Below are 25,870 nucleotides of genomic sequence, written 5' to 3' on the forward strand. Positions count from 1 at the left end.
GCCGTTGTAGGCCCGGTAAGCGCAGCGCCACCGGGCAACAGACCGCACTACTCGTCGAAGTACCAGTACCCCTGGTTAATCAGCCCGGTAAGCTCTTCAACAAACGCCGGGTTATTCAGCGCATCGCCCAGCTCGGCCTGACCGAGTTCGGTGTAGCGGCACAGGGCATCCGCCGCCTTCGCGTCTACCGTCTCCAGCTGTTCGCTGTTGATGAAGAAGCTGCCGTTGACGTTCAGCACGCGCAGGCCGCTCAGGCGGGACAGCGTTTCGCCGCCCTGCAGCGCGTCCAGCACCTCTTCCGGCGCGTACGGCGGCTCGGCGGTGGCGATATCCAGCTCGTGGCGCGGCGTGGAGACAAAGCTGCCGAACCATTTTGTGAAATCATCCGGCTTGCTAATCATGTCGAAAATCATCTGGCGAATGCGATCGAGTTCGTACTGCTCCACGCGGCCCGGGTGTTCGCGACAGGTCAGATCCGGATCGCTGTAGTGCTCGCCGCCCAGATCGTTTTCCAGCGCATAATCGGCGAAGCTGCTGATCAGATCGCGACCGTTCGGCCCGCGGAAACCGACCGAGTAGTTGAGCGCCGTCTCATGGGTAAAGCCGTCGTGCGGGAATCCAGGCGGGATGTAGAGGATATCGCCCGGGGCCAGATCTTCGTCGATGATCGGCTCAAACGGATCGACATGCAGCAGTGCCGGATGCGGGCAGAACTGACGCATCGGCAGCTTGTCGCCCACGCGCCAGCGGCGGCTGCCCATCCCCTGAATGATAAACACGTCGTACTGATCGATATGCGGACCCACGCCGCCGCCCGGCACGGAGAAGGAGATCATCAGGTCATCCAGACGCCAGTCCGGCAGGACGCGGAACGGACGCACCAGCTCCGCGGCGGGCATATGCCAGTGGTTCACCGCCTGCGCCAGCAGCGACCAGCCGGTTTCGCCCAGATCGTCAAAGTGCTCAAACGGACCATTGCTGGCCTGCCATTTGCCGTTGAAATGGCTCACCAGACGGCTATCGACTTCCGGCTCCATCGCCAGCCCTGCCAGCTCGTCCGGAGTAATCGGGTCGACAAAATTCGGGAAGGCATTTTTCAGCACTACGGGTTGTTTTTGCCAGTATTTCTCAAGAAATTCCGGCCAGTTCAGGTTCAGTTGATACGCCATGGGTAGCACCAGTGAGAGGGGAAACAGGCGCGATTATAGGCAAGAAGGCAGAGGGGGAACTTGTCATGGGTCAAACGAGGGCGTGTAGGTCGGGTAAGGCGAAGCCGCCACCCGACTCAAACACGCCGCGAAAACTTAATCGAGCTTCAGCTCGTCATAATGGGTAATCAGTTTACCCACAATGCCGTAGTCCAGCGCTTCTGCCGGAGACATCCAGAAGTTGCGATCGGTGTCTTTTTTCACTTTTTCCAGCGGCTGGCCGGTGGCGTCGGCGATCAGCTTGTTCACGCGATCCAGCATGCGGATGATCTCGCGCGCTTCGATCTCAATATCCGTCGCCTGACCGCGCACGCCGCCCAGCGGCTGGTGGATCATAAAGCGGGTGTTTGGCAGCGAGTAGCGGTGCTCTTTCTTCGCCGCCAGGAAGATGGTGATCCCGGCGCTCGCCACCCAGCCGGTGCCGATGACGTGGACTTCCGGGCGGATGAACTTGATGAAGTCGTGGATGGTATCGCCCGCTTCCACGTGGCCGCCCTGGCTGTTGATGTACAGCTTGATCGGATCGTTACTGACGCTTTGCAGCAGGATCATCTGGGTGATGACCTTCTGCGCCAGCTCCTGGTTGATCTCACCGGAGATCACAATCGAACGAGACTCCAGCAGTTTTTGCTGCAGAGCGCCCGCGCCGTTTGACCCTTCCGCTTTTTCCTTGTCGCTTTCTTTCAGTGTGTAGTGCATTGTTATTTCCTCAGCTTGTCGCGCTCAAAACCAGAGTGTAGCCTGTTTTACCGGTGAAAGTCCTCACAGACAAATAACGAGGGAGCCTATGAATATTGCCCATGTCGCACTCTGGACCCGCAGCCTGAACGCCCAGGTTCAGTTCTGGGAAACGGTTTTTAATGGCCGCAGTAACGAACGCTACGTCAGTAAAAATCGTCCCGGTTTTGAATCACACTTTATTACGCTGGATGACGGGCCGACCATCGAGCTGATGACGCTGCCGGACCTGCCCGGTGCCCCTGCGCACCCGGAGTTTATCGGCTGGGCGCATATCGCCATCAACGTCGGCAGCAGGGCGCAGGTCGACAGCATGGCCGAGCGGGCGCAGGCACACGGCACGCTGCTCAGCGCCCCGCGCATGACCGGGGACGGCTTCTATGAAGCGGTGATCGCGGATCCGGACGGCAACCGCATTGAGCTTGTGGGTGCATAAAATCAGCGTTTCGTTGCTTAACCGCCCCGGTCACGTATCGCTATACTTCATCTTCATACGGTTATCATATTGTTAAATGATAATGATAGTTAATGTGTTAAGATGAAAGTCAGCATAAACAGTCCCTTACGTGACCGGCGGGATTGTTTGCATCCTCGACATGTAAATCAGCACCGGGGCGGGGAATGGAACACATTGTGTATGTGGTTGATGACGATGACGCGGTCAGGCAGTCCGTGATCGGGCTGCTGGATTCGGCGGACCTGAACGCCGTCGGCTTTTCATCGGCAGAAGCGTTTCTTCAGCACCGCTTTGAAGAGCTCCCGTCGTGCGTGGTCCTCGATATGCAAATGCCCGCCATCTCGGGCTTTGAGGTGGCTGATGCCCTTAAGGACAGCGGGCGCGAGATCCCGATTATTTTTCTTACCGGCCACGGCACTATCCCGATGTCGGTGCGCGCCATTAAAGGCGGCGCGTATGAATTTCTCACCAAGCCCGTCGAATCCACCGCGCTTATCGACGCCATCGAGTCCGCGCTTCAGCTGGCGGAACACAACGCCGCGCGCAATAAAGAGCACTACGCCCTGAAGCAGCGCCACATGTCCCTCACCCCGCGCGAGCACGAGGTGCTGACGCTGGCGATAAGCGGCATGCTGAACAAGCAGATTGCCGCCGAGCTGGGCGTCAGCGAGATCACGGTGAAGGTGCACCGTCGCCGCGTGATGGAGAAAATGCAGGTGCGCTCCGTGGCGGAGCTGGTCAGGGCCGTTGAGCGCCTGACCAATAGCCAGCCTGCGGAGTAACCTTTAACCTTCCTGCGCCGCCAGCGGCAGCGCAAACGCAAACACCGTGCCGTACGGCTCCCGGCGGCGCGCGCTCAGCTTCCCGCAGTGGCGCTCGATGATGCTGGCGCTGATGGTCAGCCCCATCCCCATCCCCTGCGCTTTGGTGGAGTAGAACGAGTCAAAAATCTGCTCCAGCCGCTCGGGCTCAATGCCGCTCCCGGTATCGGCGATCTCAACGATCACCTTCCCGTCCGCGTTGGCGGTGCTGAGGGTAATAGTGCTGGCGCGATCCTTCACCTCGGCCATCGCCTCTACCGCATTCATCACCAGATTGAGCAGCACCTGCTGGATCTGCACGCTATCGCCGGTGATAAAGCTGTCCTGCGCCCTTAACAGATAATCAACGCTAATGTGTCTCTGCTCCAGCTCGCTGCGCGAAAGCGTGATGATATGGTGGATCAGGTAGTGCATATCGATGCGCGAGAAGGTGGGATCCTGCTTGCGCGTCAGGGACTGGATGCTGCGAATGATCTCCCCCGCCCGCGCGCCTTCTGCGGCGATCTCCTCCAGCCCTTCGCGCACTTTATCCAGCCGGGCGGGCTCGCGGTTGAGCCAGCGCAGGCTCGCCCCGGCGTTCGAAACGATCGACATCAGCGGCTGGTTGATCTCGTGGGCGATGGAGGAGGTCAGCTGCCCGACGGTGGTGGCCCGGGACACCCGCGCCAGATCCGCCTGCGCGACCCGCATCGCATCCTCCGCAGCGCGCTGGCTGGTGATGTCGGTGATGATGCCGTAATACTCGTTCACCTCGCTGCCCACGCCCACCGGATCGCCAATCCCGAGGAGGTAGCGCGTTGAGCCGTCGGTACGCTTAACCCGAAACTCCGCGCGCATGGAGAGCCCGTCGCGCACGCTCCGGGTGACGATGGCGCTGATGCGGGCGTAATCGTCCTCATGGACGAAGGTCAAAAACTCCGCCATGGAGATCATCTTTTGCCGCTCGGGCAGGCCGAGAATGCGGGCGTACTCTTCCGAGACAAACATCAGATCCTGCTCCAGCTCCCAGCGCCAGCTGCCGGTGTGGCTGATCTGCTCGCCGAGCATCAGCGAGGTCTGGCTGGATCGCAGCTCTTTCTCCACCCGTCGGCGCTGGATGTTCTCCGCCAGCAGCTCGGCGTACAGCCGCGCCGTCTCCAGGGATACCGCGGCCTGCGCGCCCAGCAGGCTCACCACGCGCGAGTGCTCGGCGGTGAAGACCTCCGGCATCAGGCGGTTTTCCAGGTATAGCACGCCCACCAGCCGCGCCTGTTTGAACATCGGGACGCACATGACCGCCGCCCCCGAGGTCACCAGATAGGGATCCTGGCTGAAGGGATGGAACTCCTCCGGCCTGCCGGTGCGGATCTCCTGCCCGGTGCGGATCACCGCCGCCAGCACCGACAGCGGCAGATCGGTTGCCGTCGGCACGTCTTTCAGGATCCGCACCCGCACGCCCTCGGTACTGGTCCAGGCGCTGGCCTCGATCTCCGGGATGAGGCTCTCGCTCACGCGCAGCAGCAGGCCGCGCTGCGCCCCGGCGCGTTCGAGCAGGATGGTCATCAGGTTTTCGATTAAGCGCTCAAGGTTAATCTCTTCCGACAGCGCGCGGGAGGCTTTGATGACGCTTTGCAGATCGCGGATGGTCTCGTTCTGGGCGAACGCCACCGTGTCGTAGGCGCTGGCCTGCCCGGAGGCCAGCAGGTGCGGGAAATCCTGCTCCAGCTGGCGCACCTTGGCCTGCGCCCCCGCGCGGCCCCAGGCGGCAATCGAGCCGCGGAAGTGCGCGTCCGAGGCGGTCGGGTAGCCGCAGGCCAGCGAAAAGCGCCCCGCCAGCTCGTGGGCCAGGGCGTTGATCGGGTTAAACCCGCCCTCGCGGGAGAGCCGGACCGCCTTCTCATACTGCTCGAGCGCAATGCTGTTCATCCCGTCCAGACGCACGATCTCGGCGTAGATCAGCGCCTCTTTATCCGCGAACGTGCCGGGATTAATGCGCGCCCACAGAGCGATTTTGTCGTAGTGGGCGTGAATGCTGCGGCGGTGATTCGCCGAGAAGGTCTCCGGCGTCAGCTGACGTGACAGCGCCAGGGCGCTGTAGAGATGGTAATCCAGCAGATGGATGTGCCCCGGCGCAGACCACGCGAACCAGCCCGCCATCTCAAGATCAGCCTGCGCGTCGGCATATTCGCCGCAGGTAAAGTGCGCCATGCCGCGATAGAGCCAGTACCAGAACAGCATGGTGGCGTTCTTCTCCGGCGTCTGCTCCGGCGACGCGGGAAGCAGCGCCTCCGGCAGCACCTGCGACGCGGTCCAGGTGCCGATGACCGGCGTGCGCAGAAACTCAACGTAGCCGCGCTGGACCATCAGAATGGTTTCCACGTCCTGGAAGTGGGTTTTACGCACGAACGCCAGGCCGCGATCGATGCTGGTCAGCACCCCGTCCAGGTGATCGCCCCGCGAGAGGAAGTTAATCACCTGATGGCAGGCCGCAAAGCAGGCCATCGTCATATCCCCGTGGGTCACCGCCGAGGTGAAGCAGGCCTTTGCGCACTCGATGGTAAACGACAGCGGCTGGGTCCAGACGCTGAGCTGGTCGAGCGGCAGGAGGGTTTTGGCTTCGAACGCGTCGTAGCCGTGGCGATTGACCAGCTCGCGGGCCAGGGTGCCGTACTGGAACCCGAGGCGGTACTCGGCGTAGCGGTGGCCAATCAGCACGCCAAACCAGGCCATCGCCGTGGTCGAGGCGCCGGTAATGCCGTGGTCGAGGGTCAGGTGCATCATGCGGCAGAGCAGCAAAAAGTGCAGGCGCGGGCAGATGAAGCTGGCGCAAATGCTGGCGCTGTACAGCAGGTTCATCACCGCTTCGGTTTCCGGGTTATCCATCCGCGACGGCTGGGCAAACAGGTTTTGCGGCGCGTCGGCCGTGCGGTTGCAAAACAGCGCCCAGGCCTCGTCGCAGTCGGCATCTTCCGGATAGCGGCTAATCTGGATCCCGAAAATCCCCAGCCAGCAGAGCGCCGCCTCCAGCGCCAGACGGCTGTCCGACTGGCGAATGTACACCTCTACCAGCAGGTTCGCCGCCAGCGCCTTTTCGGTCAGCCCGCCGGGGCAGCCGAGAATGGCGTCACACAGCTCGCGGGTGCGCTCCAGGTGCCCCAGCGCAAACTCGCAGCCCGCCTCTTCGATATCGAGCATAAAGTCCGACACCGTCCCGGCGTTGCCCAGCGCTCTGGCGGTCTGGATATAGCCGAGCGCCGAAAGGTAATCTCCCGAACGCTTCGCGCGTCGCGCGGCCAGCAGGCTCAGCTCGCGGAACATCTCCCGCTGCGGGGCGGGCTGGATGCTGTCCAGCGCGGCCGTGACGTGGTGAACGGCGCGGAACAGCAGCTCGTTCCCCGCCGCCTGACGCGCGGCGTCGGCCAGCAGGCTGGCGGTGGTCAGGTGAATATGGCTTCTCTCATGCCGATCCAGCAGCGCAAAGGCGGCCTCCTGCACCCGGTCATGGGTGAAGGCGTACTTTTTTTCCGCCAGCACGATGAGCTGGGCCATCACCGCCGGGTGCAGCGCATAGCGCATTTCCGCCATCGACATGCCGACCACGCGGCAGATCGTCTCCATCTCGCCCGTGCCGCCGAGACAGGCGATGCTGCCCAGCAGGCGCCGCGTCTCGTCGGGCAGCTCTTCAAGCTGCTCCAGCACCAGGGTGACGAGGTTTTCGGTGTAATGCCTGGCGCGGATCGCCTGCAGATCGTAGTGCCACTTGTCCTGATATTTGTTGTGCACCACCAGGCCGTCATCAACAATGCGGCGGAAAAACTCGTGCACAAAGAGCGGGTTGCCGCCCGTCTTCTCGTGGATCAGCGTGGCGAGATCGGTCGTCGCCGCGCTGCGGGTGCGAAATACCGTCGCCAGCCAGCGCGCCACCGCTTTCACGGAAAGCGCCTGCGGGACAATCTCGCTCGCGTTTTGCGCCGCTTCCGGCAGGCTCGCCAGCAGCGCCTGCAGGGCGGCGTCGGACACGGCGCTGATATCCCGGTGGGCCGCCACCACCAGCAGCGGAACAGCGCCGCAGTTCATCAGCAGATATTTGAGCGTATGCAGGCTGGCGGCGTCGCTCCACTGGAGATCGTCGAGCACCAGCACCAGCGGGCAGCCCTGCGAGGCAAAGGTTTTAACCAGCGCCAGCACCATATGGCTGAAGCGCGCCCGGGTATCAATGGAAAACGTATCCGCCGAGAAGCGCGGCTTGCTATCAAGCAGCAGGCCCAGCTCGGGCACCAGGCTTACGGCCAGCGCCTCGTGCCCCTCCAGGGCGCGAGACAGGCGGATTTTCCACTTCGCCACGTCCTCTGCGGGCAGCCCCAGCAGGTGCAGCGTCAGGGTGCGGAACGCGGAGCTTAATACGCCGTAGGGCAGCGACGGCGAAAACTGATCGACTTTGCCCACCGCCAGCAGCACCGTACGCTGCTGCAGCGCTTTGAGCGCCGTCGCGATGATCGAAGATTTGCCGATCCCCGACGGCCCGCCGATCGTCACCAGCTCCGGCACCAGGTTCTGCCCCACCCGCTCAAACGCGGCAATGACGTCGTTCGCCTGCGGATGCGTCGCGAACAGGGAGTCCGCCAGATGGATCGCCGGGGTGCGGTCCTGCTGGCCGGGCGTAAAGGCGACGATCTCGCCCTCGCAGGTCAGCGTCGCCTGGCAGCGGCGAAGGTCGGCAATCAGCCCGTCGACCGTCTGGTAGCGGTTATCAGGATTCTTTTCCAGCAGCTTCAGAATGATGGTCGACAGCATTCCCGGCACGTCCGGGCGGATCGCGTCCGGGGCCAGCGGCGCGGAGGCAATATGGTAGTGCGCCCAGTTGGCCCGGTCGTCCTCCCCCAGCTCAAACGGCAGGCGTCCGGTCAGGAGTTCATACAGCACCATGCCGAGGCTGTAGAGATCGCTGCGGCCGTCGACGGGGCGCTGGGTGCGGGTGGTGTGCTCCGGCGACATATACGCGGGCGTACCGCCTGAAACGGCAAGCCGGGTCTGGGTGACGGCATCGGAGAGACTGCTGGAAAGGCCAAAGCTGCCCAGACGGCAGGTGGCATCGTGATGAACAAAAATACTGCCGGGCTTGATATCGCCGTGGATCAGGTTTTGCAGATGCATCTGGCGCAGGGGAACGCAGATCTGGATCGCCATCTCGATAAAGCGCGCGATCCCCGAGATCGCCCTACCCGCGCGCCGGGCCAGCAGCTCAAACGCAAACGGGGCGTACACCAGCGCGAAGCGCCCCCGGTACTGGGTGGAGGCGACGGCGCGGATGGCCCAGCTGTCCTGCAGCAGGTCGCGCAGCGCAAACTCGTTTTTCAGCAGCCGGGTGGCCCGCTCTTCCTCTTCGTCGCTCACCGCGGTGGCGATAATGAACGAGCCGCCGGAATGGGGATGTCGCGCGTGCATCCAGGCGATTCCGCCCTCCTGCGCCAGCACGGTAAAAATCACATCCTCTTTAAGGACAAAAACCCGCCCCTGGTGAAGATTCCCCTGGGCGGGCCAGAATGCAGGCTGCTCGTGTTCGTTCATCCGCGATCCTTATTGTCGGCGGGCCATCTCCCGCTGAATATGATCCAGCAGAATATCGATGTTAATAGGCTTACGCAAAAATGCAGCGGCGCCCAGTTCAAGAGCGTACCGCTGCATATTTTCATCAGCATGACCGGAGATAAAGAGCACGGGCGGAGGCGGTACGGCCAGCAGCCGCAGCTTGTCAAACAGCTCCAGGCCGCTCATGCCCCGCAGCTTGATATCGGTGATCACCAGCGCCGCGTCGGACAGGGCGAAAGGATGGCTCAGAAACACCTCTGCCGAATCAAAGGTATCGGTCGAATACCCTTCCGACTCCAGGAGATTACTCAGCCCGCTGCGGACGGATCGTTCGTCATCAATGATGGCAATGCGCCACGGCAGCGTCATGCTCTCTTTCCTCTGGTAAATCATTAAACGTCGCGATCGTCCTTCGCGGGCGCAGGGGGCGCCGTGCCGCTGATTTTCGGTACGCATTCGTGACGAAACCAGGCGAGGGTAAGCGGTTCGCGACTCAGTAAACGCCGTCCCACCGGGATGAGCTGTTCGCCCACCAGCATGCCAAACAGGCCAAGCAGGGCGACAACCGGCGGCGCCGGGGAATGGACGTTGAGCAGAGCGTAAATTACCCCAGCAACCACGCCGCACACCAGCGAAATTATCCATGCTTTCATGACGACGCTCCCGTCTGCGATTTGGCCTGCGGAACGGTCACCTGAGGAGGAGGCGCGCCGTCGCGGGATAACAGATGGCGCGTCGCCTGTTCGCCCGCCAGCATCCCGAGCAGGCCAATCAGCGCCAGCGCGGGCGGCGCGGGGGAGCGCACCTTCAGCACGGCATACATCAGGCCAATCAACACGCCTGCCGCAAGGGATATCAGCCCAGTACTCATTGTGAACTCCAGAGAAAGAGGCAGCGGCGAGCCGGATGAGGGACCAGCCCGCCAGCGGAACTTAGCGAGCCGGGACCGGCGCTAAGGTGCGGTGCTCGCTCTTCTGGCGAGACGGCGCTTTGTGCACCATGGTGTAGGCGTAATCCACGCCCATGCCGTACGCGCCGGAGTGCTCGCGCACGATATCCATCACCGCGGTGTAGGTCTCTTTACGCGCCCAGTCGCGCTGCCACTCCAGCATCACCTGCTGCCAGGTCACCGGGATCACGCCCGCCTGGATCATGCGCTGCATCGCGTAGTCGTGGGCTTCTTTGGAGGTGCCGCCGGACGCGTCCGCCACCATATAAATTTCGTAGTCGCCTTCCAGCATCGCGCACAGGGCAAAGCTGTTGTTGCACACTTCGGTCCACAGGCCGGCAACTACCACCTTCTTCTTGCCGTTGGCCTTCAGCGCGTCGCGCACCTTCTGGTCGTCCCAGGAGTTCATGGAGGTACGCTCCAGAATGTCCTGGCCCGGGAACACGTCCAGCAGCTCCGGATAGGTGTTACCGGAGAAGCTTTCGGTCTCAACGGTGGTGATGATGGTCGGGATGTTGAACACTTTGGCCGCTTTCGCCAGCGCCACTGTGTTGTTTTTCAGCACCTGACGGTCAATAGACTGCACGCCAAACGCCATCTGAGGCTGGTGATCGATAAAGATGATCTGACAGTTCGCAGGAGTTAACACTTCGAGCTTTGAAGAGGTCATAGCATTTTCCAGTGGTTAAGGGTGAAATCGCCGCGAGCGCCGCGACGATAAAGTCATCCTCATCCTGCGGTTTTCCGTCCCTGCGCGTAATTATCTCTTCGTATAGTTAACCTTAGGTATAGTTATACTTTGGTATACCTATCCTATTGTATAACTGGATCTTTGCCGAAACCGGTTCCCATAATCCTGACCATTCCCCTCTCAGTCAGGAGCAGTTTATGGTTACCCTCGGTAAAGCCGATCTCATTCTGGTTAACGGCCAGTTTCACACCGTCGATCGCGAGAACCCCGTCGCGGAAGCCGTTGCCGTGCGCGACGGAAAATTTCTGGAAGTGGGTACCGTCGCCGAGGTGATGCAACACCACTGCGACGGCACCAAAGTGGTGGACCTGAAAGGCCACACCGCCATCCCCGGCCTGAACGACTCGCACCTGCACCTGATTCGCGGCGGGCTGAACTACAACCTCGAGCTGCGCTGGGAGGGCGTGCCGTCCCTGGCCGACGCCCTGCGGATGCTGAAAGAGCAGGCCCTGCGCACGCCGTCGCCCCAGTGGGTGCGCGTGGTGGGCGGCTGGACCGAGTTCCAGTTTGCCGAGCGCCGCATGCCGACCCTGGACGAAATCAACGACGCCGCGCCGGACACCCCGGTCTTCATCCTGCACCTGTACGACCGCGCCCTGCTCAACCGCGCCGCGCTGAAGGTGGTCGGCTACACCAAAGACACGCCGAACCCGCCGGGCGGGGAGATCCAGCGCGACGCCAACGGCAACCCGACCGGGATGCTGATTGCCCGTCCGAACGCCATGATCCTCTACGCCACGCTGGCGAAAGGGCCGAAGCTGCCGCTGGAGCAGCAGGTCAACTCCACCCGCCAGTTCATGCGCGAGCTGAACCGCCTGGGGCTGACCAGCGCCATCGACGCGGGCGGCGGCTTCCAGAACTACCCGGAAGATTACGAGGTGATTGCCGAGCTGCACGAGAAAAAGCAGATGACCATCCGCATCGCCTACAACCTGTTTACCCAGCGTCCGGGCCACGAGCTGGAAGACTTTGAAAAATGGACCGACATGCTCACGCCGGGCCAGGGCAGCGACTTCTTCCGCCACAACGGCGCGGGCGAGATGCTGGTCTTCTCCGCCGCCGATTTTGAAGACTTCCTCGAACCGCGCCCGGACCTCGCGCCGGGCATGGAGGACGAGCTGGAGCGCGTGGTGCGCCATCTGGTGGAGCACCGCTGGCCGTTCCGCCTGCACGCCACCTACAACGAATCCATCAGCCGCATGCTGGACGTCTTCGAGAAGGTGAACCGCGACATTCCGTTCAACGGCCTGCACTGGTTCTTCGACCATGCGGAAACCGTCACCCAGGCCAACATCGACCGCATCAAAGAACTGGGCGGCGGCATTGCCGTGCAGCACCGCATGGCCTTCCAGGGCGAATACTTCGCAGAGCGTTACGGCATTGAAGCCACCCGCCACACGCCGCCGGTGGCGAAAATGCTCGAGACCGGCGTGCCGGTGGGCTTAGGGACGGACGCCACCCGCGTGGCGAGCTACAACCCGTGGACCGCGCTCTACTGGCTGGTCTCCGGTCGCACCGTCGGCGGGATGCAGATGTACGACCACAGCGCCCGTCTGGATCGCGATACCGCCCTGATGCTCTGGACCCAGGGCAGCGCGTGGTTCTCCAGCGAGCAAAACCAGAAGGGGCAGATCAAGGTCGGCCAGCTCGCCGATCTGGCCGTGCTGAGCAAAGACTACTTCCGCGTGCCGGAAGAGGAGATCAAGGGCATCGAGTCCGTCCTCACCGTGGTCAACGGCGATATCGTTTACGCCGCAGGCAGCTTTGGCCCGCTTTCCCCGCCTGCCATTCCGGTCCTGCCCGAGTGGTCCCCGGTGGTCAAGGTGCCGGGCCACTACCGCAGCGCGCCGCCGCAGGCCGCACGCGTCGGCATGAGCGCCATCCACCACTGCAGCGGCCCGTGCGGGGTTCACAGCCACCAGCATGATTTCGCCCGCACGTCAGAGATGCCGGTGTCCGACGATAACGCTTTCTGGGGGGCGCTGGGCTGCAGCTGCTTTGCATTCTGATGAAAAACACCTTTACCCCGCCCCGGGTCGACCTGGGGCTGTTCTTCCTGCGCCTGACCGGCAGCCTGCTGCTGCTGTACGTGCACGGCCTGCCGAAGGTGCTGCACTTCAGCGAAGAGCTGACGCGCATTGAAGATCCGTTCGGCTTAGGGCCTTACGCCAGCCTGATCCCGGCAATTTTCGCCGAGGTGATTTGCCCGCTGTTTATCATTACGGGCGTGTACACCCGCCTGGCGTGCCTGCCGATTATCGCCGTGCTGCTGGTGGCGATGCTGGCGGTCCACCCGAACTGGTCGATTGCCGAAGGGCAGTTTGGCTGGCTGCTGCTGATTATCTTCACCACCCTCGCCCTCACCGGGCCGGGCCAGTGGCGGCTGCAGCGTAAGGCAGCGGAGAGGTTCGCATGACCCAGGTTAACGACGTTCGCGACGCACACGTCGAGACGACGCCCGCATCGACGGTTTCGCCCTGGCAGCCGCTGAGCCAGCCGGTGTTCCGCATGCTGTGGATCGCCACGGTGGTCTCTAACGTCGGCTCATGGATGAGCGACGTCGGCATCAACTGGAGCATGCTGACTCTGAGCGCAAACCCGCTGGACATCGCGCTGGTGCAGGCGGCCAGCAGCCTGCCGATGTTCCTCTTCGCCCTGCCGTCCGGGGTGATGGCGGACATCGTCGACAGACGCAAATACCTGCTCTTCTCCCAGCTGTGGGTGTTCATCGCCGCCGCCGGGCTGACGGTGCTCTCCTTCACCGGACACGTCACCCCCGCCGTTCTGCTGGTGGCGACGTTTCTGCTGAGCGTGGGCGCGGCGATGAGTTCGCCGCCGTTTCAGGCCGTGGTGCCCGATCTGGTGAGCAAGCCGGAGCTGGGCGCCGCCGTGGCGCTGAACTCGCTGGGGGTGAACATCAGCCGGGCGATTGGCCCCGCGCTGGGCGGTTTCCTGCTGTCGCTCGCCGGGCCGTGGATGGTGTTTGCCCTCAACGCGCTGTCCGTGGTCGGCGTGGCGTGGGTGCTGTGGCGCTGGCGTCCGGCGCCGTCCATACAGCGTCTGCCGCCGGAGCACTTCTTCTCTGCGGTGCGCTCGGGGATTCGCTACGTGCACGCCGCGCCGGTGCTGCGCAACGTGCTGGTGCGCACCGTGGCCTTCTTCGTTTTCGGCAGCGCGGGCTGGGCGCTTCTGCCGCTGGTGGCGCGCCGCGAGCTGGGCTTAGGCCCGGCGGGCTACGGCGTGATGCTGGCGTGCATTGGCCTGGGGGCGATTGCCGGGGCCATTCTGCTGCCGCGCCTGCGCCAGCGGCTGGACGCCGATCGGCTGATGGTGGCCGCCAGCCTGACCTTTGCTCTCACCATGCTGGCGCTGGCGTTTGTGCGCCACGTCTGGCTGCTCAACCTGTTTGAGTTCTTCACCGGCTTCGCGTGGATTGCGGTGCTTTCAACGCTGAACCTCGGCGCGCAGCGCAGCGCAGCCCGCTGGGTGAAGGCCCGCGCGCTGGCGGTCTACCTGACGGTGTTCTTCGGCTCGATGACCGCGGGCAGCGCCATTTGGGGGCAGATCGCTTCCCGTTTCGGCACCCCGACCTCGCTGGTGGTCGCCACGCTGGGGATGGTGCTGGCGAGCGCGACGGTGTTCCGCTGGAAGCTGGGGAAAGATCCGGACCTGAACCTCGACCTCAGCGGCCAGCCGCTGGACGGCGTGGAGATTGACCTGCCGAACGAGCGCGGCCCGGTGCTGGTATCGCACGAGTACATCATCGACCCGAACAACACGAAGGCCTTCCTGGAGGCGGTCCACGAGCTGCGCCGGGTGCGCCGCCGCGCCGGGGCGATGAGCTGGGCGGTATACGAGGATATCGAGCGTCCCGGCTTGTTTATCGAGACCTTCCTGATGGGCTCCTGGATTGAGCATCTGCGCCAGCAGGAGCGCCACACCATGAATGACCTCCTGCTGCAGAGCCGCGTTCTGGCTTTTCATCAGGGCACAACATCACCGGCTATTCGCTACCTGGTCGCGCCGGTATAACCATAATCATCACCTGCACAGGAACACACTATGGCAACGTTTAAGGCAAAAGACGGCACGCAGATTTATTACAAAGACGGCGGCGCGGGCAAACCGGTTCTCTTCAGCCACGGCTGGCCGCTGGACGGCGACATGTGGGACAGCCAGCTGAACTACCTGGCCGAACGCGGCTTCCGCGCCATCGCCTTTGACCGTCGCGGCTTTGGCCGCTCGGATCAGCCGTGGAACGGCTACGACTACGACACCTTTGCGTCCGACATTAACGACCTGATCACCACCCTGGATCTGCGCGACGTGACGCTGGTGGGCTTCTCCATGGGCGGCGGCGACGTGACCCGCTACATCAACAACTACGGCAGCGCGCGCGTGGCCGGTCTGGCGCTGCTGGGCGCGGTAACACCAATCTTCGGTAAATCCGACTCCTTCCCGCAGGGTGTGGATCAGAGCGTGTTCGACGGCATTCGCGACGGACTGCGTAAAGATCGCGCCCAGTTCATCAGCGACTTCGCCACTCCGTTCTACGGCATCAACGCCGGGCAGACCGTTTCCGCCGGTGCCCTGACCCAGACGCTGAACATCGCCCTGCTGGCGTCGCTGAAGGGCACCATCGACTGCGTGACCGCGTTCGGCGAAACCGACTTCCGCCCGGATATGGCGAAAATCGACGTCCCGACGCTGGTGATCCACGGCAGCAACGACCAGATCGTGCCGTTTGAAAGCACCGGCAAGCTGGCGGCAGAGATGATCAAAAACGCCACGCTGAAGGTGTACGACAACGCGCCGCACGGCTTCGCGCTGACCCACCAGGACCAGCTCAACGAAGATCTGCTGGCGTTTGTGAAGTCGCTGTAAGCCTTTAAAAGCGAAGCCTGATGGCGCTTCGCTTATCAGGCCTACATGTCCCGTGCGATTTGTGGATCCTTGGGGTTTTGTTGGCCTGTGCGATTTATTGACTCACGGTTTTTTGTAGGCCGGGTAAGGCGCAGCCGCCACCCGGCGCTTTCGCAGACGCGTTCCGCTCCGCCAGCAGCCGACAAATCTCCGCATGCTTCTCCTCGGTGAAGGTAAAGCGCGACATAAACACGATTCGGATCAGCGACCCAATCGCCGGCAGCAGGCAGATCCCGAAGAACAGCCCCGACAGCACGCCTTCGCTCTGAATTTGCGCCTGCGGCACGTAGCCGATCATCGTCAGGAACACGCCGATTAACCCGCCGCCCACCGCCACCGACATCTTGCCGGTAAAGGTCTGCCCGGAGAAGGTGATCGCCGCGCAGCGCTTGTGGGTGTGGTACTCCGCGTACTCGATGGTGTCGGCGATCATCGACGAGGTGAGGATGTTGGTCATCATCACGAACAGGGTGCTCAGGCCGAGCAGAATAAACAGCATCGTCACCTGCTGATAGCCGACAAACCACATCACCACGCGCACCGCCACGTCCAGCCCGCAGAGGATCATAAACAGCTTCCGCTTCTGCATCCGGCGCGTCAGCATCGGCGCGACCAGGCACAGCACCGCCGCGACAATCCCCATCACGCCAATCGCCATCTGCAGGCTGCCGTCGCCCAGGTTGTTGATAAAGAAGTAGATATACAGCCCACCCGCCACGTTGTGGAACACGCAGAAGAAGAACGACAGCAGGACGATAAACAGCGGCTTGTTCTGGCGCAGGTTGTGGAAGGTGTCGCGGATGGTCACCTTTTCCGGGCTCGGCGGCACGCGCTCTTTGATCTGCATGAAGCCGTTGAGCATCAGCGGCAGGCCCACCAGCATCATCACCAGCGCCGCCATAAAGTAGCCTTTATCGTTGCTGTACTGGGCGAAGAACGCCGCCAGCTTCGGGAAGAAGATGTTGGCGCAGGCAATCCCGGCGTTCACCCCGAGCATCGCCGCCGTCACCGCGCGGGTGCGCTGGGCGGAGTCGTTGGTCATCACCGACGACATCGACCAGAACGGGATATCGGAGATGGCGTACAGCGTACCCCACAGGATGTACGTCACCCCGGCGTAGAGGATTTTGGTGGTCATGTCCGCTTCGATTTTATAGAACGACAGCAGCGTGACGCCGGTGATCAGCAGCGGCGCGATCAGCAAAAAGTGGCGAAATTTGCCGAACCGGCTGTTAATGGTGTCCATGATGCTGGCAAACAGCGGATCGTGAACCGCGTCCCACGCGCGGGCAATCAGGAAGATGGTGCTCGCCGCCAGCGCCGAGATCCCCAGCACGTCGGTGTAAAAATAGTTAATAAAAGAACCCACTAAACCAAAGCTAAAACACTGACCTAAACCATAGCCAAAATAAGACCACAACTCGCGAGACGGTATTTTCATTGTCGTTGCCATTGTTATATGCCTGCCTGGTTGCCCGGCGGTGGTCCGCCGGGTCGATATTATTAGCCCTGAACTTTCGGGGCGATCTTGCGCAGCTGCTGCATTAATGCGATTTCACGGCGCGAGAACGGAATGCCGTTCTCCTCGAACACGTCGTGGAACCACAGGCGGCAGTAGTCCGTGGACTCCTTCATCACCACCGGCCACGGCAGCCACGTCTGGGTTTTGCCGCGCACCAGCCCCCACTGGTACGGCGCGACCTTCGCCGCGTACATCAGCGGGAGCTGCTCTTCGATGGTGCTGCCCACGTGGCGCGCCAGCCATTCGGTGCAGAACAGCGGGCGGCCGAGCTGTTGCAGCTGCTGGATAATCGCCGTCATGCGCCCCGTGTGGGTGTAGGCGTGGAAGCTCACCACGTCCGAGAGCGCCAGCGCGGTCTGGTCCAGCGGATGCCGGAAGAACGTCTCGCCCTCCTCCTCCGGCGGCAGACGCCACGCGCAGACGGTGAGCGGCTGGGTCGGGTCTTCTTCACGCACCCACTGGAACGCCAGCTTCATCAGCGCGTGGGCGCAGGTCTCCAGCTTCGCGTCGTACTGCACCTCCTGCGTGCCGGTCGCAAAAATGCCGCGGTTGCCCGGCTCGTTATACAGATCCCACAGCAGGACACGCCTATCCTCGCGGAACTGGCGGACAACGTCGCGGATATAGCACTCAATCTGCGGCCAGCAGTCGGGATCGCACACCTTATCGCGCCCCGGACTCGCCGCCGCCTGGCTGTTGTGCTTGCCCGGCACCGGCGGCTTTTGCGGGCCGAGGTACGGTTCGTCGCCGGAGAAGCCGCAGTCGTCCATCAGGGTCAGCATGGTGCTAAAGCCGCGACCGTCGGCAATCGTCAAAAACCGGTCGATGCGCGCCATCAGCCCGTCGCGATCGTGCTCCCAGACGATAAACGGCAGGTTGATGCGAAGGGTGTTATAGCCCGCGTCCGCCGCCCAGCCCAGCTCGCGCTCGATGGTGGCGGCATCGAAGGTCTCTGCCTGCCAGATATCCGTCCAGTTCACCGCCGTCGACGGCAGATAGTTAAACCCGCACAGCCAGCCTTTTTGCTGATACCACGCCTGTGCCTGCTCCCTGCTCCACTGCTCTTTCATTACGCGTCCTCTTACTGATAATATTTAGCTAATAAATATTAGTTGCGGGATAAATGCGCAAATCACGGCGTTGAGAAAAGCGATGTTCTTCACAAAGTTCACGCTTCGATGAATGAGAAACGTGATCGACGGCGCTAAAGCGTGCGGTTAGGGTATGATGCGAAATCGCGAAAGGGAGAGGACGGATGAAGCGAAAAACGAAAGTGACGATGAACGATATTGCGCGGGCGGCGGGCGTGTCGCAGGCGACGGTATCGCTGGTGCTTAACCAGTCCCGCAACATCAAGCTCAGCGACGACACCCGCCAGAGGGTGATTGGCGTGGCTACCGAGCTCGGCTACGACCGCCTCCCCGCCGTTCACGCCCCGCGCAACCAGGAAGAGATCGCCCTGCTGGTGAGCTCCATGCAGAGCTTCGACCCGTTTATCGACGCCATCAGCCAGGCGCGGGAAGCGGCGTGGCGCAACGAAACGTTGCTCACCGTCTACGACTACGGCGACGATATCGAGCTGGCGCTGAACATCATCCGCCAGCTGGAGAAGCGCAACTGCATCGGGATTATTCTCGCGTCTCCGGTCACCACGCTGGTGGACATGACGGCATTTCAGGACTGCACCCGCATCCCGCTGGTGCTGCTCAACCAGCGCGACCCCGGCTCGCCGCTGCTGCCGTCGTTTATCCCGGACGACTACGCCAACGCCTTCCAGGTCACTAAACACCTTATCGCCTGCGGGGCCACGCGCATCGCCCACATCACCGGGGAGAGCTGGATGGAGGCCTCGCGCCAGCGTCTGGCGGGCTACCGGGCGGCACTACAGCAGGCCGGACTCGCGTGCGACGACGGACTGGTGCGTCAGACCAACTGGCAGTTCAGCGAGTCCTTTACCGCGACAACCTCTCTGCTGGAACTGGCCGAGCGCCCGGACGCCATCTTCTGCGCCAGCGACTGGCTGGCGATTGGCTGCTATCAGGCGCTGGCGGTGAACGGCGTGCGCATCCCGCAGGACATGCTGCTGGCGGGCTACGACGACCAGAAGATTTCCGAGCAGCCCCCCCCGCCGCTGACCAGTATCCAGTTGCCCTACAGCGAGCTGGGACGGCTGGCGGTGGAGTACCTGTGCAATCAGGAAGATGCCGCCACGCACGTGACGCTGGCGGGCAGGCTGAAGGTGCGCGCCTCAAGCCTCGTCTGAGGTAAACACCATGCCCGCATAGGGCTTCTCGCGACACGCCGCCAGCCGCGCGGCGAGACTGCCCACGTGCAGCTCCAGCTTGTGCCCGTCCGGGTCGAGAAAATAGAACGACGCCCCCTCGCTTTTGTTCTGCTTCCAGACGGTGACGCCCGCCTGCTCCAGCTTGTTCGAGAACGGTTCAAAATCCGCCTCCGCCACGGTAAACGCGTAGTGGGTGTAGTCGCTCTCCTGCGGCGGCACGTACTGGCGCGCCTCGTCGTACGACAGGCAGACCCACAGATCGCCGCAGGTGAGATAGGCCCCGGTATTCCAGCGGGCGTGCAGGGTCAGGCCCAGCAGCTCGTGCCAGAAGGTGACGCTTTTTTGCAGGTCGCTGACCGCGAGAGTCAGGTGGTTGAGTGATTGCAGCATGACGTGCCCTTTTGTTTTTCGCGCCGGACGTGGTACGGTAAAGAGATGAACATAAACCACGCCGTGCTCACCGTAAACCGCTGGTGGCTGCCTTCTTAAAGGCGGCACGGAGTAGTTTTCCCCATTTTCAGATAGCCGCCGAAAGGCGGCTTTCTCACATCTAAGACCCCTTTCGGCAACTGCACATTAAGGAGTCTTTATGAACGCACCCACCATCCTCACCGGCGATCGCCCAACCGGCCCGCTGCACCTTGGCCACTTCGTCGGATCGCTGCGCCAGCGCGTGGCGCTCCAGCAGACGCACAGCCAGTTTGTGCTGATTGCCGACCTGCAGGGGTTGACCGATAACGGCAGCAACCCGCAGAAAATCCGCGACAACATCCCCGAAGTACTGGCCGACTACCTCGCCGCCGGCATCGACCCAAACCTGACCACGATCTGCCTGCAGTCCGCCCTGCCCGCCCTCGCCGAGCTGACGATGCTGTATATGAACATCGTCACCGTCGCCCGCGTGGAGCGTAACCCGACGGTGAAAAACGAGATTGCGCAGAAGGGCTTCGCCCGCTCGCTGCCGGTCGGGTTTATGGCCTACCCCATCAGCCAGGCGGCGGACATCACCGCGTTTAAGGCCGAGTGCGTGCCCGTCGGCGACGACCAACTGCCGATGATTGAGCAGACCAACGAGATTGTGCACAAGATGAACAGCCTGCTGCCCGCCCCGGTGCTGCGCCACTGCAAGGCGATGCTGAGCGGCACCAGCCGCCTGCCCGGCATCGACGGCAGCGCCAAGATGTCGAAATCGCTGGGCAACACGCTGCACCTTTCTGCCAGCGAAGAGACGATTCACCGTGCGGTCAGCGCCATGTACACCGACCCGAACCACCTGAAGGTGAGCGACCCGGGGCAGATTGAGGGGAACGTGGTGTTTACGTACCTCGACGCGTTTCACCCGGACAAGGAGAAAGTGGCGGCGATGAAGGCGCACTATCAGGCGGGCGGGCTGGGTGACCGGGTTTGCAAGAACGAGCTGGAGGGGTGTTTGCAGGAGCTGATTGCGCCGATGCGGGAACGGAGGGCGATGTACATGCAGGATAAAGGTGAGCTGATGGCGATGCTGAAGCGCGGGACGGAACGGGCGCAGGGGGTGACGCAGGAGACGTTGAGGGAGGTGAAGGTTGGGCTGGGGGTGCCGGTGTTTTGATTAGGTGAGTTGATTGAGGTTGGGCGGTGGAGTGTGGGATAGGCATGAAGCCGCTTATTATCTCATTTAGATAATATTAATGCCGTTAATAATTCTTAATCAATCGTTTAGATAAAATAAATTGCTTTAATCGCATAAATATCACATTCATATTATCCTTTATAATACATTCAAAGGGATGCTATGGCTGATGTAGAAGATATAGCCCGAAGGTTATGCAATATAATCGCTTCTCCTGATACAGTTACTGGGCTTATAAATGGAGGGCTATCTGTACCGCTAGATTATGGATATCTTGTTTATGGTATCTTTGACACGGATACAAGATATGCTCGTGAAACTCAACGAATACGAATATTCACTGCTATAAAAAACGACATCTTGAATTATGAGAATATAGTAAACGCTGTAAAAATCATATTTAAAGAATTCAATAGATATTTAACTGAAGCGGAGCAGGATAAATTATACAGAACTGTAATAAGTTCAATTGCAGGTAGAATATCAACAAATATTATAGCATCAACTATCGCGAAGCATGTTATTGAAAGGACGTCCTTCACGTTTGTTGTTTTTAAAGGGAAAGGTAACCCAATCACAGCACTGAGCACACTTCTTTTATTTGGGGGAATGGCTGAACGATCAATTAGGACATCTGACAGACTCAAAGCAGAAGCCCCAGAAGTATATCAACTTCTGAGACCCAGAGACTATGACCTACTTTATTTTCTGTTCGCTGATGCCATCCAGCCTTTCGTAGATGCTATCCATGCAGGTTATTCAGAAGGAAAACCTGTATTTAATCAAATCATAAAGAAAGTTAATGAAAAACTAAATGCACACACTACGGCAGGTGCGTATGAGTAAGTTTATCATCCCAATTATAAACCTGCTTCTTTGTTCATATTTAGTCTTATTATATATCCTTAGCTGGGTTGAATTCGAAACCTGGCATGATAAAACAATCGCTTTTTGCATCATTACCCTAAGCGCTTACATTATTTCATTAGTAATGAATAAATTACTGCCAGGAAAGATATCCATTTTGAGTGGGATCCTGGAAGTGTTATCAGGTCCCTTACTGATCATCGGTGCATTTGCTTGTATAGCTGTCCTTGAACCATGGCCGCTGAAAATTATTGGCTTGTTCATATGGGTCTTGGCGATGTTGCACCTACCTGCTTTTGTAAAAATAGATGAGGAATAATCATGTCAAATCCAGCATATCTTTGGTTAACCGATGCTAATGGCTCACCTGTCCCAGGAGGTTCCATGGTGTCCGGTCGTTTAGGCGCTATTGAGTTAAAAGCGGTCGCCCACCATCTCAGCATTCCTGTGAGTGGAAATACAGGCCGATTAACAGGTACTCGTGTACATACACCGATTGCGGTTCAGAAAGAGTTTGATAAAACAACACCCGTTCTCTTCAGGGCACTGTGTGAAAATCAAACACTAAAATCGGCTACGATAAAAATGTATCAAATTGATGATGCAGGAATCGAAAGAGAATATTTCAGTATTATATTGGAGAATGTAAAAATCACGGGTATTACGCCAAATCTGTTCCCGGGTTCTGGAACAGGAACGCATACAGAGACGATCGAGCTAAGATATGAGGCAATCACCTGGAAGCACTGTGACGGAAATATAGTTTACAGAGATTCCTGGAATCATATGGCAATAGCATGAACTGACTTTAACATTTCTCGGATCGAGGTAACTTTGTGCTTGTCGGTCCGACCAAGCGGAGCACCGCCGGAAAGCGCTAGCGATTATTTCCACCGTTTTAAAGGAGAGGATCATGATGGAACCCACTCTCTCACAAATCATTGAGGTTATTCGAAACACCTCAGGTGAGTATCGTAAACCTATCGATAGCAATACTTTGATTGAGGCCGATTTGCATATTTGCGGTATCGACGGCGAAGACCTACTGGAAGACTGCGAAGAAGCGTTTGGCGTTCAGCTTGCAACGGAAGAGGAAGGCTATAGGAAAACATTCTCTCTCGCGGAGAATGAGTATCTGTTTACGGGTGAAGGCATAGACTTTTTTGGCATCTGTCGATTTATCCGCTGGGTACGTGGCATACCCGAACCTGTTATATGTGATTTAACCGTCGGCGAACTTCATGCTGCGCTGGTTAACGCGGTGAAAGAGCAGGTTAAGCACTATTGATTTTTACTTAAAACGGGCATGGGATGACATGCCCGTATCGTTTATTGCTTCAAGGATTACATGAGGTGGGAAGCACGGTTACTCCGACATCGCCTGCCCTGTTCCACGCTTAACAGCTGGAATATCACCGGTGTCATTTAACGCCCCCGGAAAAGTTTTTAACCACTGTGCAACTTTCTGTTTATTTATATTCACCACACTCATACCTTCCAGGCATCCCCATAATTCTCTTGTATGTTGTGGTGTAATCACAATGCAGTCTTTCATGGCGCGGATTTTTACGGGCATGCCGTTGATAAAGCCTGCACGGGTTAACCAGTCGCCGCCCAACAGAAGATATTTCATGTCTATGCGCGCATAGAGTTCGCAGCAGGCGGCGCTGTCCTGCGGCGTTTCCGCGCGGGGATGGACGGGCGCCGCGTTGGCCTGGTTGCCGTGAAGACGGCGGGTGCTGTTTTTGCGTACCAGCTCGCGGTTTTCAATCATGCCGGTGAAAGCGTCTGATTCTGTTTTGCAAACAGTAAACTCTGGCTTAAAATTCGTCGCAGCCATATACAACTCCTTACTAGTTGGTTGTGGTTAGCGGTATGGGGGTGTTGCAGCACCTTCATATCGCGATATTCTTCTTTAAATTTTCTTTGATATTTCCTTTTGCCGTTAGGCGTAATTTCTGTTGCTCATTATACAGGGCTGAATATAAATACAGCGGTTTGGTGCAGGGTAAATTTGGAATTTGCGAGGGGGATTCAGAAATCATCCGGTAGTTGGTTGGCGAATTTCTTTTGCATATAAAATGCAGGATTAGCAATTGAATATTAATAATCAATTCTTTTAGAAAGGCGCCTAAGGCGCCTTTCTGACTTAATCAAAGGATATACTGCGCATCATCAACAAAGCCTATTAATTATTCATAGCAGAAATGATTTTAAGCCTATGAGGCTAATTGCTGTCATTAATAAACAAAAGGATTGACGGGATGACAGACGGGACAAACACCCCTGACGGGCTAGAGTGCACAGTACAAATGCAATGATAAGCACTCCATAAGTGGAAGGAGAGGCATTTTTTAGTTCTGTCAGGACATTTAAATCCATACCGTTACACCTCCTTACCAAAACTAAATTCAATCCGTTGCCGGGCTGGGTTGATACTCCCTCCCATTGAAAGCAATTCTTCAACTAATTTTTGAATCGGTCCGTCAGTTAATTGATTGCCATTAAGACTGTATCTTTTGTACTGGAAAGAATTATTAGTTACTCCGCTGACGGCTTTTTCAATCAAACCTTCATTATGAACTCTACCGAATGACAAACGACCTGAATAACCGGATAGCTCTAACGTTTGTAAGAGATAGCTAGCAAATCCGATAAAATAAGGTACAAACCACTCTCTACGAAATAACGCATCAATCCGATCAATAGTGGGGAAAAAGTAGCTATCCAATTCCGTACAATCATAATTTAGCTCGGACCCGTTAACCTCTAAGTAACCATACATTCGCAGGCCAAACCACGGGAAATATAGATGTGGATTAATTATTGAGGCCTTGCCTTCTTTTCCTATTGTCTTAGCCAATAAAATTAGGCAGCGGTCAGCTCTTCGTAGACCTTTAGACCAGGATACAGGTACGGCTGTTCCCCAATACTCTTCGTCATAAATATAACGGTAAAGCAGGATGAGATCATGCTGATTAAGCTGAGCTATGCGATGACTCACCACAGCTTCAGTTAATGTACCCGGCATCGCATTAAGAGCTAAAAGCTCGGCTAACTCCGCCCCAGATATGTTGTTTCTATGTAATTGCAGAGATTCTCGCACTTCTGCTAACTTAATCTCGGTAGTACTATCTGTCGTTTGGCTATGCCGGGTGGTCAGATCACTCCAACTTTTGACATGGTAAAACCAAGCGACCATTTCCTGCGCATGACCAAGAGGAACGTTACAGTGATTTCTGAGAAAACGAGCATGTCTGCGAAGCTGTTCTTTCTCTGGAGGCGGGAGATCAATGACATCATCATTGAATGCTAATTCTGAAAGCATATCATTTCCTTTATGTAATACCCTGCGGCCTGTAAACACAGAGCTGGAAAAGAATGCTCTGATAAAAATGAATATCTGATATGCGCGATGGCTAATTTGTCTACAGGCTGACCGGTCTGCGCGAACCTTGCGAACACACTAAAAAAAATGACAATCGGTGTCAATAGACTGCTTTCATCTCCTCAAGATTCATTCGCGACGAAAGCACTCCATTACAACATGACACTTGTTGACCGAACCCCAATAAAGGGACTGGCAAAGAAATAGTGTAATTGGATTGATCGGGTTGGATTTTGCGAGCATCATCGCAAAACTACTGGCTCCTGTAACCGAACTATGACCATCGCAAAATCTCTTAGTCAAAAAATTGCCGGGATGAAAACAGCCTGGTACAACAAAGCACCAGCGTTGAATAAACCCTTACTTGTTCTGTACGTTCTTTCCCAGTACAAGAAAGGCCATGAGCGGCTTTTCCAGTTTCAGGCTGAAATACAAGATCAACTACGAGATTTGCTAAAATGCTACGGGCCAAAACGCAGCAACTATGAAGTTCTTATGCCATTCTGGCGGTTAAAGCATGATGGCTTCTGGGCACTGGAAGGAACAGACCCTGCTCTACTTAAAAGCCCTGATGAACCGAGGCTGCAGACGGTCTTAGATAACAACGTGCACGGTGGCTTTGATGTTGCTTCCTTTTCTCTATTACAGGCTAAGAAATGAATCGCCACGGATAATCTAGACACTTCCGAGCCGTTGATAATATTGATTTTCATATTCCGTCGGAGGCATCTGAGCACTCGAACCATGCCGACGCTTACTGTTATAAAACATTTCGATGTAAT

25 protein-coding genes are annotated in these 25,870 nt (G+C 58.5%); 13 read left to right on the forward strand and 12 right to left on the reverse strand.

Annotation, left to right across the window (positions count from 1 at the left end):
- Positions 1–47 precede the first annotated feature (47 nt).
- Together P346_RS07315 and P346_RS07310 are read right to left on the reverse strand one after the other, a co-directional pair.
- Positions 48–1,169 (reverse strand): ribosomal protein uL16 3-hydroxylase, encoded by a 1,122-nt coding sequence (locus tag P346_RS07315; RefSeq protein WP_032660948.1) that lies wholly within the window; start codon positions 1,167–1,169, stop codon positions 48–50.
- Positions 1,170–1,304: 135 nt separating this feature from the next.
- On the reverse strand, positions 1,305–1,907 hold the full coding sequence (locus P346_RS07310) for an ATP-dependent Clp protease proteolytic subunit (RefSeq protein WP_024909504.1): 603 nt from the start codon (positions 1,905–1,907) through the stop codon (positions 1,305–1,307).
- An 88-nt stretch (positions 1,908–1,995) separates the two neighbouring features.
- Between P346_RS07310 and P346_RS07305 the strand changes: the two genes are divergently transcribed.
- Together P346_RS07305 and P346_RS07300 are read left to right on the forward strand one after the other, a co-directional pair.
- Positions 1,996–2,382 (forward strand): VOC family protein, encoded by a 387-nt coding sequence (locus P346_RS07305; RefSeq protein ID WP_032660949.1) that lies wholly within the window; start codon positions 1,996–1,998, stop codon positions 2,380–2,382.
- Positions 2,383–2,567: 185 nt separating this feature from the next.
- On the forward strand, positions 2,568–3,185 hold the full coding sequence (locus tag P346_RS07300; protein WP_032660951.1) for a response regulator transcription factor: 618 nt from the start codon (positions 2,568–2,570) through the stop codon (positions 3,183–3,185).
- Positions 3,186–3,188: 3 nt separating this feature from the next.
- Here the strand turns inward: P346_RS07300 and P346_RS07295 are convergent, their stop codons facing one another.
- The 5 genes from P346_RS07295 to P346_RS07275 form a co-directional block, all read right to left on the reverse strand.
- Positions 3,189–8,771, reverse strand: a complete 5,583-nt coding sequence (locus P346_RS07295) for a trifunctional serine/threonine-protein kinase/ATP-binding protein/sensor histidine kinase (protein ID WP_032660952.1) — start codon at positions 8,769–8,771, stop codon at positions 3,189–3,191.
- Between the two features lie 9 nt (positions 8,772–8,780).
- Positions 8,781–9,161, reverse strand: coding sequence for a response regulator (locus P346_RS07290; RefSeq protein ID WP_032660954.1), 381 nt, complete (start codon positions 9,159–9,161; stop codon positions 8,781–8,783).
- Between the two features lie 23 nt (positions 9,162–9,184).
- Positions 9,185–9,445, reverse strand: a complete 261-nt coding sequence (locus tag P346_RS07285) for a XapX domain-containing protein (protein ID WP_032660955.1) — start codon at positions 9,443–9,445, stop codon at positions 9,185–9,187.
- Positions 9,442–9,663 carry a DUF1427 family protein gene (locus P346_RS07280; RefSeq protein WP_032660957.1) on the reverse strand — a complete coding sequence of 74 codons (222 nt, stop codon included), beginning with the start codon at positions 9,661–9,663 and terminating at the stop codon, positions 9,442–9,444. The genes P346_RS07285 and P346_RS07280 overlap by 4 nt, the downstream gene beginning before the upstream one ends.
- Before the next feature lie 61 nt (positions 9,664–9,724).
- On the reverse strand, positions 9,725–10,411 hold the full coding sequence (locus tag P346_RS07275; RefSeq protein ID WP_008501349.1) for a hydrolase: 687 nt from the start codon (positions 10,409–10,411) through the stop codon (positions 9,725–9,727).
- A 218-nt stretch (positions 10,412–10,629) separates the two neighbouring features.
- Here P346_RS07275 and P346_RS07270 point away from each other — a divergent pair, with 218 nt between their 5' ends.
- Genes P346_RS07270 through P346_RS07255 form a run of 4 tightly spaced genes read left to right on the forward strand, consistent with a single transcriptional unit; the run spans position 10,630 to position 15,376 of the window.
- Positions 10,630–12,501: an amidohydrolase gene (locus tag P346_RS07270; RefSeq protein WP_032660959.1), complete on the forward strand. Its 1,872-nt coding sequence runs from the start codon at positions 10,630–10,632 to the stop codon at positions 12,499–12,501.
- A complete protein-coding gene (locus P346_RS07265; RefSeq protein WP_032660960.1) occupies positions 12,501–12,908 on the forward strand; it encodes a DoxX family protein in 408 nt (135 codons plus the stop codon). The genes P346_RS07270 and P346_RS07265 overlap by 1 nt, the downstream gene beginning before the upstream one ends.
- Positions 12,905–14,524: an MFS transporter gene (locus P346_RS07260; RefSeq protein ID WP_032660965.1), complete on the forward strand. Its 1,620-nt coding sequence runs from the start codon at positions 12,905–12,907 to the stop codon at positions 14,522–14,524. Before P346_RS07265 ends, P346_RS07260 begins: the two co-directional genes overlap by 4 nt.
- A 30-nt stretch (positions 14,525–14,554) precedes the next feature.
- On the forward strand, positions 14,555–15,376 hold the full coding sequence (locus tag P346_RS07255; protein WP_032660966.1) for an alpha/beta fold hydrolase: 822 nt from the start codon (positions 14,555–14,557) through the stop codon (positions 15,374–15,376).
- A gap of 94 nt (positions 15,377–15,470) precedes the next feature.
- On the opposite strand, the gene P346_RS07250 is transcribed toward P346_RS07255, so the two are convergent.
- Positions 15,471–16,868: an MFS transporter gene (locus P346_RS07250; RefSeq protein ID WP_032660968.1), complete on the reverse strand. Its 1,398-nt coding sequence runs from the start codon at positions 16,866–16,868 to the stop codon at positions 15,471–15,473.
- Between the two features lie 50 nt (positions 16,869–16,918).
- Positions 16,919–18,007, reverse strand: a complete 1,089-nt coding sequence (locus tag P346_RS07245) for a cellulase family glycosylhydrolase (RefSeq protein ID WP_032660969.1) — start codon at positions 18,005–18,007, stop codon at positions 16,919–16,921.
- Between the two features lie 185 nt (positions 18,008–18,192).
- Here P346_RS07245 and P346_RS07240 point away from each other — a divergent pair, with 185 nt between their 5' ends.
- A complete protein-coding gene (locus tag P346_RS07240; RefSeq protein ID WP_032660971.1) occupies positions 18,193–19,200 on the forward strand; it encodes a LacI family DNA-binding transcriptional regulator in 1,008 nt (335 codons plus the stop codon).
- Here the strand turns inward: P346_RS07240 and fosA are convergent.
- Complete coding sequence (gene fosA, locus P346_RS07235) at positions 19,186–19,611, reverse strand: FosA/FosA2 family fosfomycin resistance glutathione transferase (RefSeq protein ID WP_032660973.1); 426 nt, start codon at positions 19,609–19,611, stop codon at positions 19,186–19,188. The genes P346_RS07240 and fosA overlap by 15 nt on opposite strands.
- Before the next feature lie 199 nt (positions 19,612–19,810).
- Here fosA and trpS point away from each other — a divergent pair, with 199 nt between their 5' ends.
- The 5 genes from trpS to P346_RS07210 all read left to right on the forward strand — a co-directional run bounded on the left by trpS (position 19,811) and on the right by P346_RS07210 (position 22,988).
- Positions 19,811–20,812 carry a tryptophan--tRNA ligase gene (gene trpS, locus P346_RS07230; RefSeq protein WP_032660976.1) on the forward strand — a complete coding sequence of 334 codons (1,002 nt, stop codon included), beginning with the start codon at positions 19,811–19,813 and terminating at the stop codon, positions 20,810–20,812.
- Between the two features lie 183 nt (positions 20,813–20,995).
- On the forward strand, positions 20,996–21,679 hold the full coding sequence (locus tag P346_RS07225; protein ID WP_032660977.1) for a hypothetical protein: 684 nt from the start codon (positions 20,996–20,998) through the stop codon (positions 21,677–21,679).
- Positions 21,672–22,019 (forward strand): hypothetical protein, encoded by a 348-nt coding sequence (locus P346_RS07220; RefSeq protein WP_032660979.1) that lies wholly within the window; start codon positions 21,672–21,674, stop codon positions 22,017–22,019. The genes P346_RS07225 and P346_RS07220 overlap by 8 nt, the downstream gene beginning before the upstream one ends.
- 2 nt (positions 22,020–22,021) lie before the next feature.
- On the forward strand, positions 22,022–22,501 hold the full coding sequence (locus tag P346_RS07215) for an Hcp family type VI secretion system effector (protein ID WP_032660981.1): 480 nt from the start codon (positions 22,022–22,024) through the stop codon (positions 22,499–22,501).
- 112 nt (positions 22,502–22,613) lie between these two features.
- Positions 22,614–22,988, forward strand: coding sequence for a hypothetical protein (locus P346_RS07210; protein ID WP_320205265.1), 375 nt, complete (start codon positions 22,614–22,616; stop codon positions 22,986–22,988).
- Between the two features lie 78 nt (positions 22,989–23,066).
- On the opposite strand, the gene P346_RS22970 is transcribed toward P346_RS07210, so the two are convergent.
- Together P346_RS22970 and P346_RS07205 are read right to left on the reverse strand one after the other, a co-directional pair.
- Positions 23,067–23,540, reverse strand: a complete 474-nt coding sequence (locus tag P346_RS22970) for a SymE family type I addiction module toxin (RefSeq protein ID WP_084492160.1) — start codon at positions 23,538–23,540, stop codon at positions 23,067–23,069.
- Positions 23,541–24,086: 546 nt separating this feature from the next.
- Positions 24,087–25,028 (reverse strand): hypothetical protein, encoded by a 942-nt coding sequence (locus P346_RS07205; RefSeq protein ID WP_032660983.1) that lies wholly within the window; start codon positions 25,026–25,028, stop codon positions 24,087–24,089.
- Between the two features lie 336 nt (positions 25,029–25,364).
- On the opposite strand from P346_RS07205, the gene P346_RS0121810 reads away from it, so the two are divergent.
- Positions 25,365–25,748 (forward strand): hypothetical protein, encoded by a 384-nt coding sequence (locus P346_RS0121810; protein ID WP_032660999.1) that lies wholly within the window; start codon positions 25,365–25,367, stop codon positions 25,746–25,748.
- Positions 25,749–25,870: the final 122 nt, after the last annotated feature.

Source organism: Enterobacter sp. DC1 (genome assembly GCF_000568075.1).
Taxonomy (GTDB): domain Bacteria; phylum Pseudomonadota; class Gammaproteobacteria; order Enterobacterales; family Enterobacteriaceae; genus Enterobacter; species Enterobacter asburiae.

Coding starts and splice junctions, on each gene's coding strand:
- P346_RS07255 (WP_032660966.1), top strand. CDS start 14,555: ATGGCAACGTTTAAGGCAAAAGACGGCACGCAGATTTATTACAAAGAC.
- P346_RS07305 (WP_032660949.1), top strand. CDS start 1,996: ATGAATATTGCCCATGTCGCACTCTGGACCCGCAGCCTGAACGCCCAG.
- P346_RS07295 (WP_032660952.1), bottom strand. CDS start 8,771: ATGAACGAACACGAGCAGCCTGCATTCTGGCCCGCCCAGGGGAATCTT.
- P346_RS07285 (WP_032660955.1), bottom strand. CDS start 9,445: ATGAAAGCATGGATAATTTCGCTGGTGTGCGGCGTGGTTGCTGGGGTA.
- P346_RS07260 (WP_032660965.1), top strand. CDS start 12,905: ATGACCCAGGTTAACGACGTTCGCGACGCACACGTCGAGACGACGCCC.
- P346_RS07225 (WP_032660977.1), top strand. CDS start 20,996: ATGGCTGATGTAGAAGATATAGCCCGAAGGTTATGCAATATAATCGCT.
- P346_RS07215 (WP_032660981.1), top strand. CDS start 22,022: ATGTCAAATCCAGCATATCTTTGGTTAACCGATGCTAATGGCTCACCT.
- P346_RS07265 (WP_032660960.1), top strand. CDS start 12,501: ATGAAAAACACCTTTACCCCGCCCCGGGTCGACCTGGGGCTGTTCTTC.
- P346_RS07315 (WP_032660948.1), bottom strand. CDS start 1,169: ATGGCGTATCAACTGAACCTGAACTGGCCGGAATTTCTTGAGAAATAC.
- trpS (WP_032660976.1), top strand. CDS start 19,811: ATGAACGCACCCACCATCCTCACCGGCGATCGCCCAACCGGCCCGCTG.
- P346_RS07240 (WP_032660971.1), top strand. CDS start 18,193: ATGAAGCGAAAAACGAAAGTGACGATGAACGATATTGCGCGGGCGGCG.
- P346_RS07245 (WP_032660969.1), bottom strand. CDS start 18,007: ATGAAAGAGCAGTGGAGCAGGGAGCAGGCACAGGCGTGGTATCAGCAA.
- P346_RS22970 (WP_084492160.1), bottom strand. CDS start 23,540: ATGGCTGCGACGAATTTTAAGCCAGAGTTTACTGTTTGCAAAACAGAA.
- P346_RS07300 (WP_032660951.1), top strand. CDS start 2,568: ATGGAACACATTGTGTATGTGGTTGATGACGATGACGCGGTCAGGCAG.
- P346_RS07280 (WP_032660957.1), bottom strand. CDS start 9,663: ATGAGTACTGGGCTGATATCCCTTGCGGCAGGCGTGTTGATTGGCCTG.
- P346_RS07310 (WP_024909504.1), bottom strand. CDS start 1,907: ATGCACTACACACTGAAAGAAAGCGACAAGGAAAAAGCGGAAGGGTCA.
- P346_RS07270 (WP_032660959.1), top strand. CDS start 10,630: ATGGTTACCCTCGGTAAAGCCGATCTCATTCTGGTTAACGGCCAGTTT.
- P346_RS07220 (WP_032660979.1), top strand. CDS start 21,672: ATGAGTAAGTTTATCATCCCAATTATAAACCTGCTTCTTTGTTCATAT.
- P346_RS07210 (WP_320205265.1), top strand. CDS start 22,614: ATGATGGAACCCACTCTCTCACAAATCATTGAGGTTATTCGAAACACC.
- P346_RS07205 (WP_032660983.1), bottom strand. CDS start 25,028: ATGCTTTCAGAATTAGCATTCAATGATGATGTCATTGATCTCCCGCCT.
- P346_RS07250 (WP_032660968.1), bottom strand. CDS start 16,868: ATGGCAACGACAATGAAAATACCGTCTCGCGAGTTGTGGTCTTATTTT.
- P346_RS07290 (WP_032660954.1), bottom strand. CDS start 9,161: ATGACGCTGCCGTGGCGCATTGCCATCATTGATGACGAACGATCCGTC.
- fosA (WP_032660973.1), bottom strand. CDS start 19,611: ATGCTGCAATCACTCAACCACCTGACTCTCGCGGTCAGCGACCTGCAA.
- P346_RS07275 (WP_008501349.1), bottom strand. CDS start 10,411: ATGACCTCTTCAAAGCTCGAAGTGTTAACTCCTGCGAACTGTCAGATC.
- P346_RS0121810 (WP_032660999.1), top strand. CDS start 25,365: ATGACCATCGCAAAATCTCTTAGTCAAAAAATTGCCGGGATGAAAACA.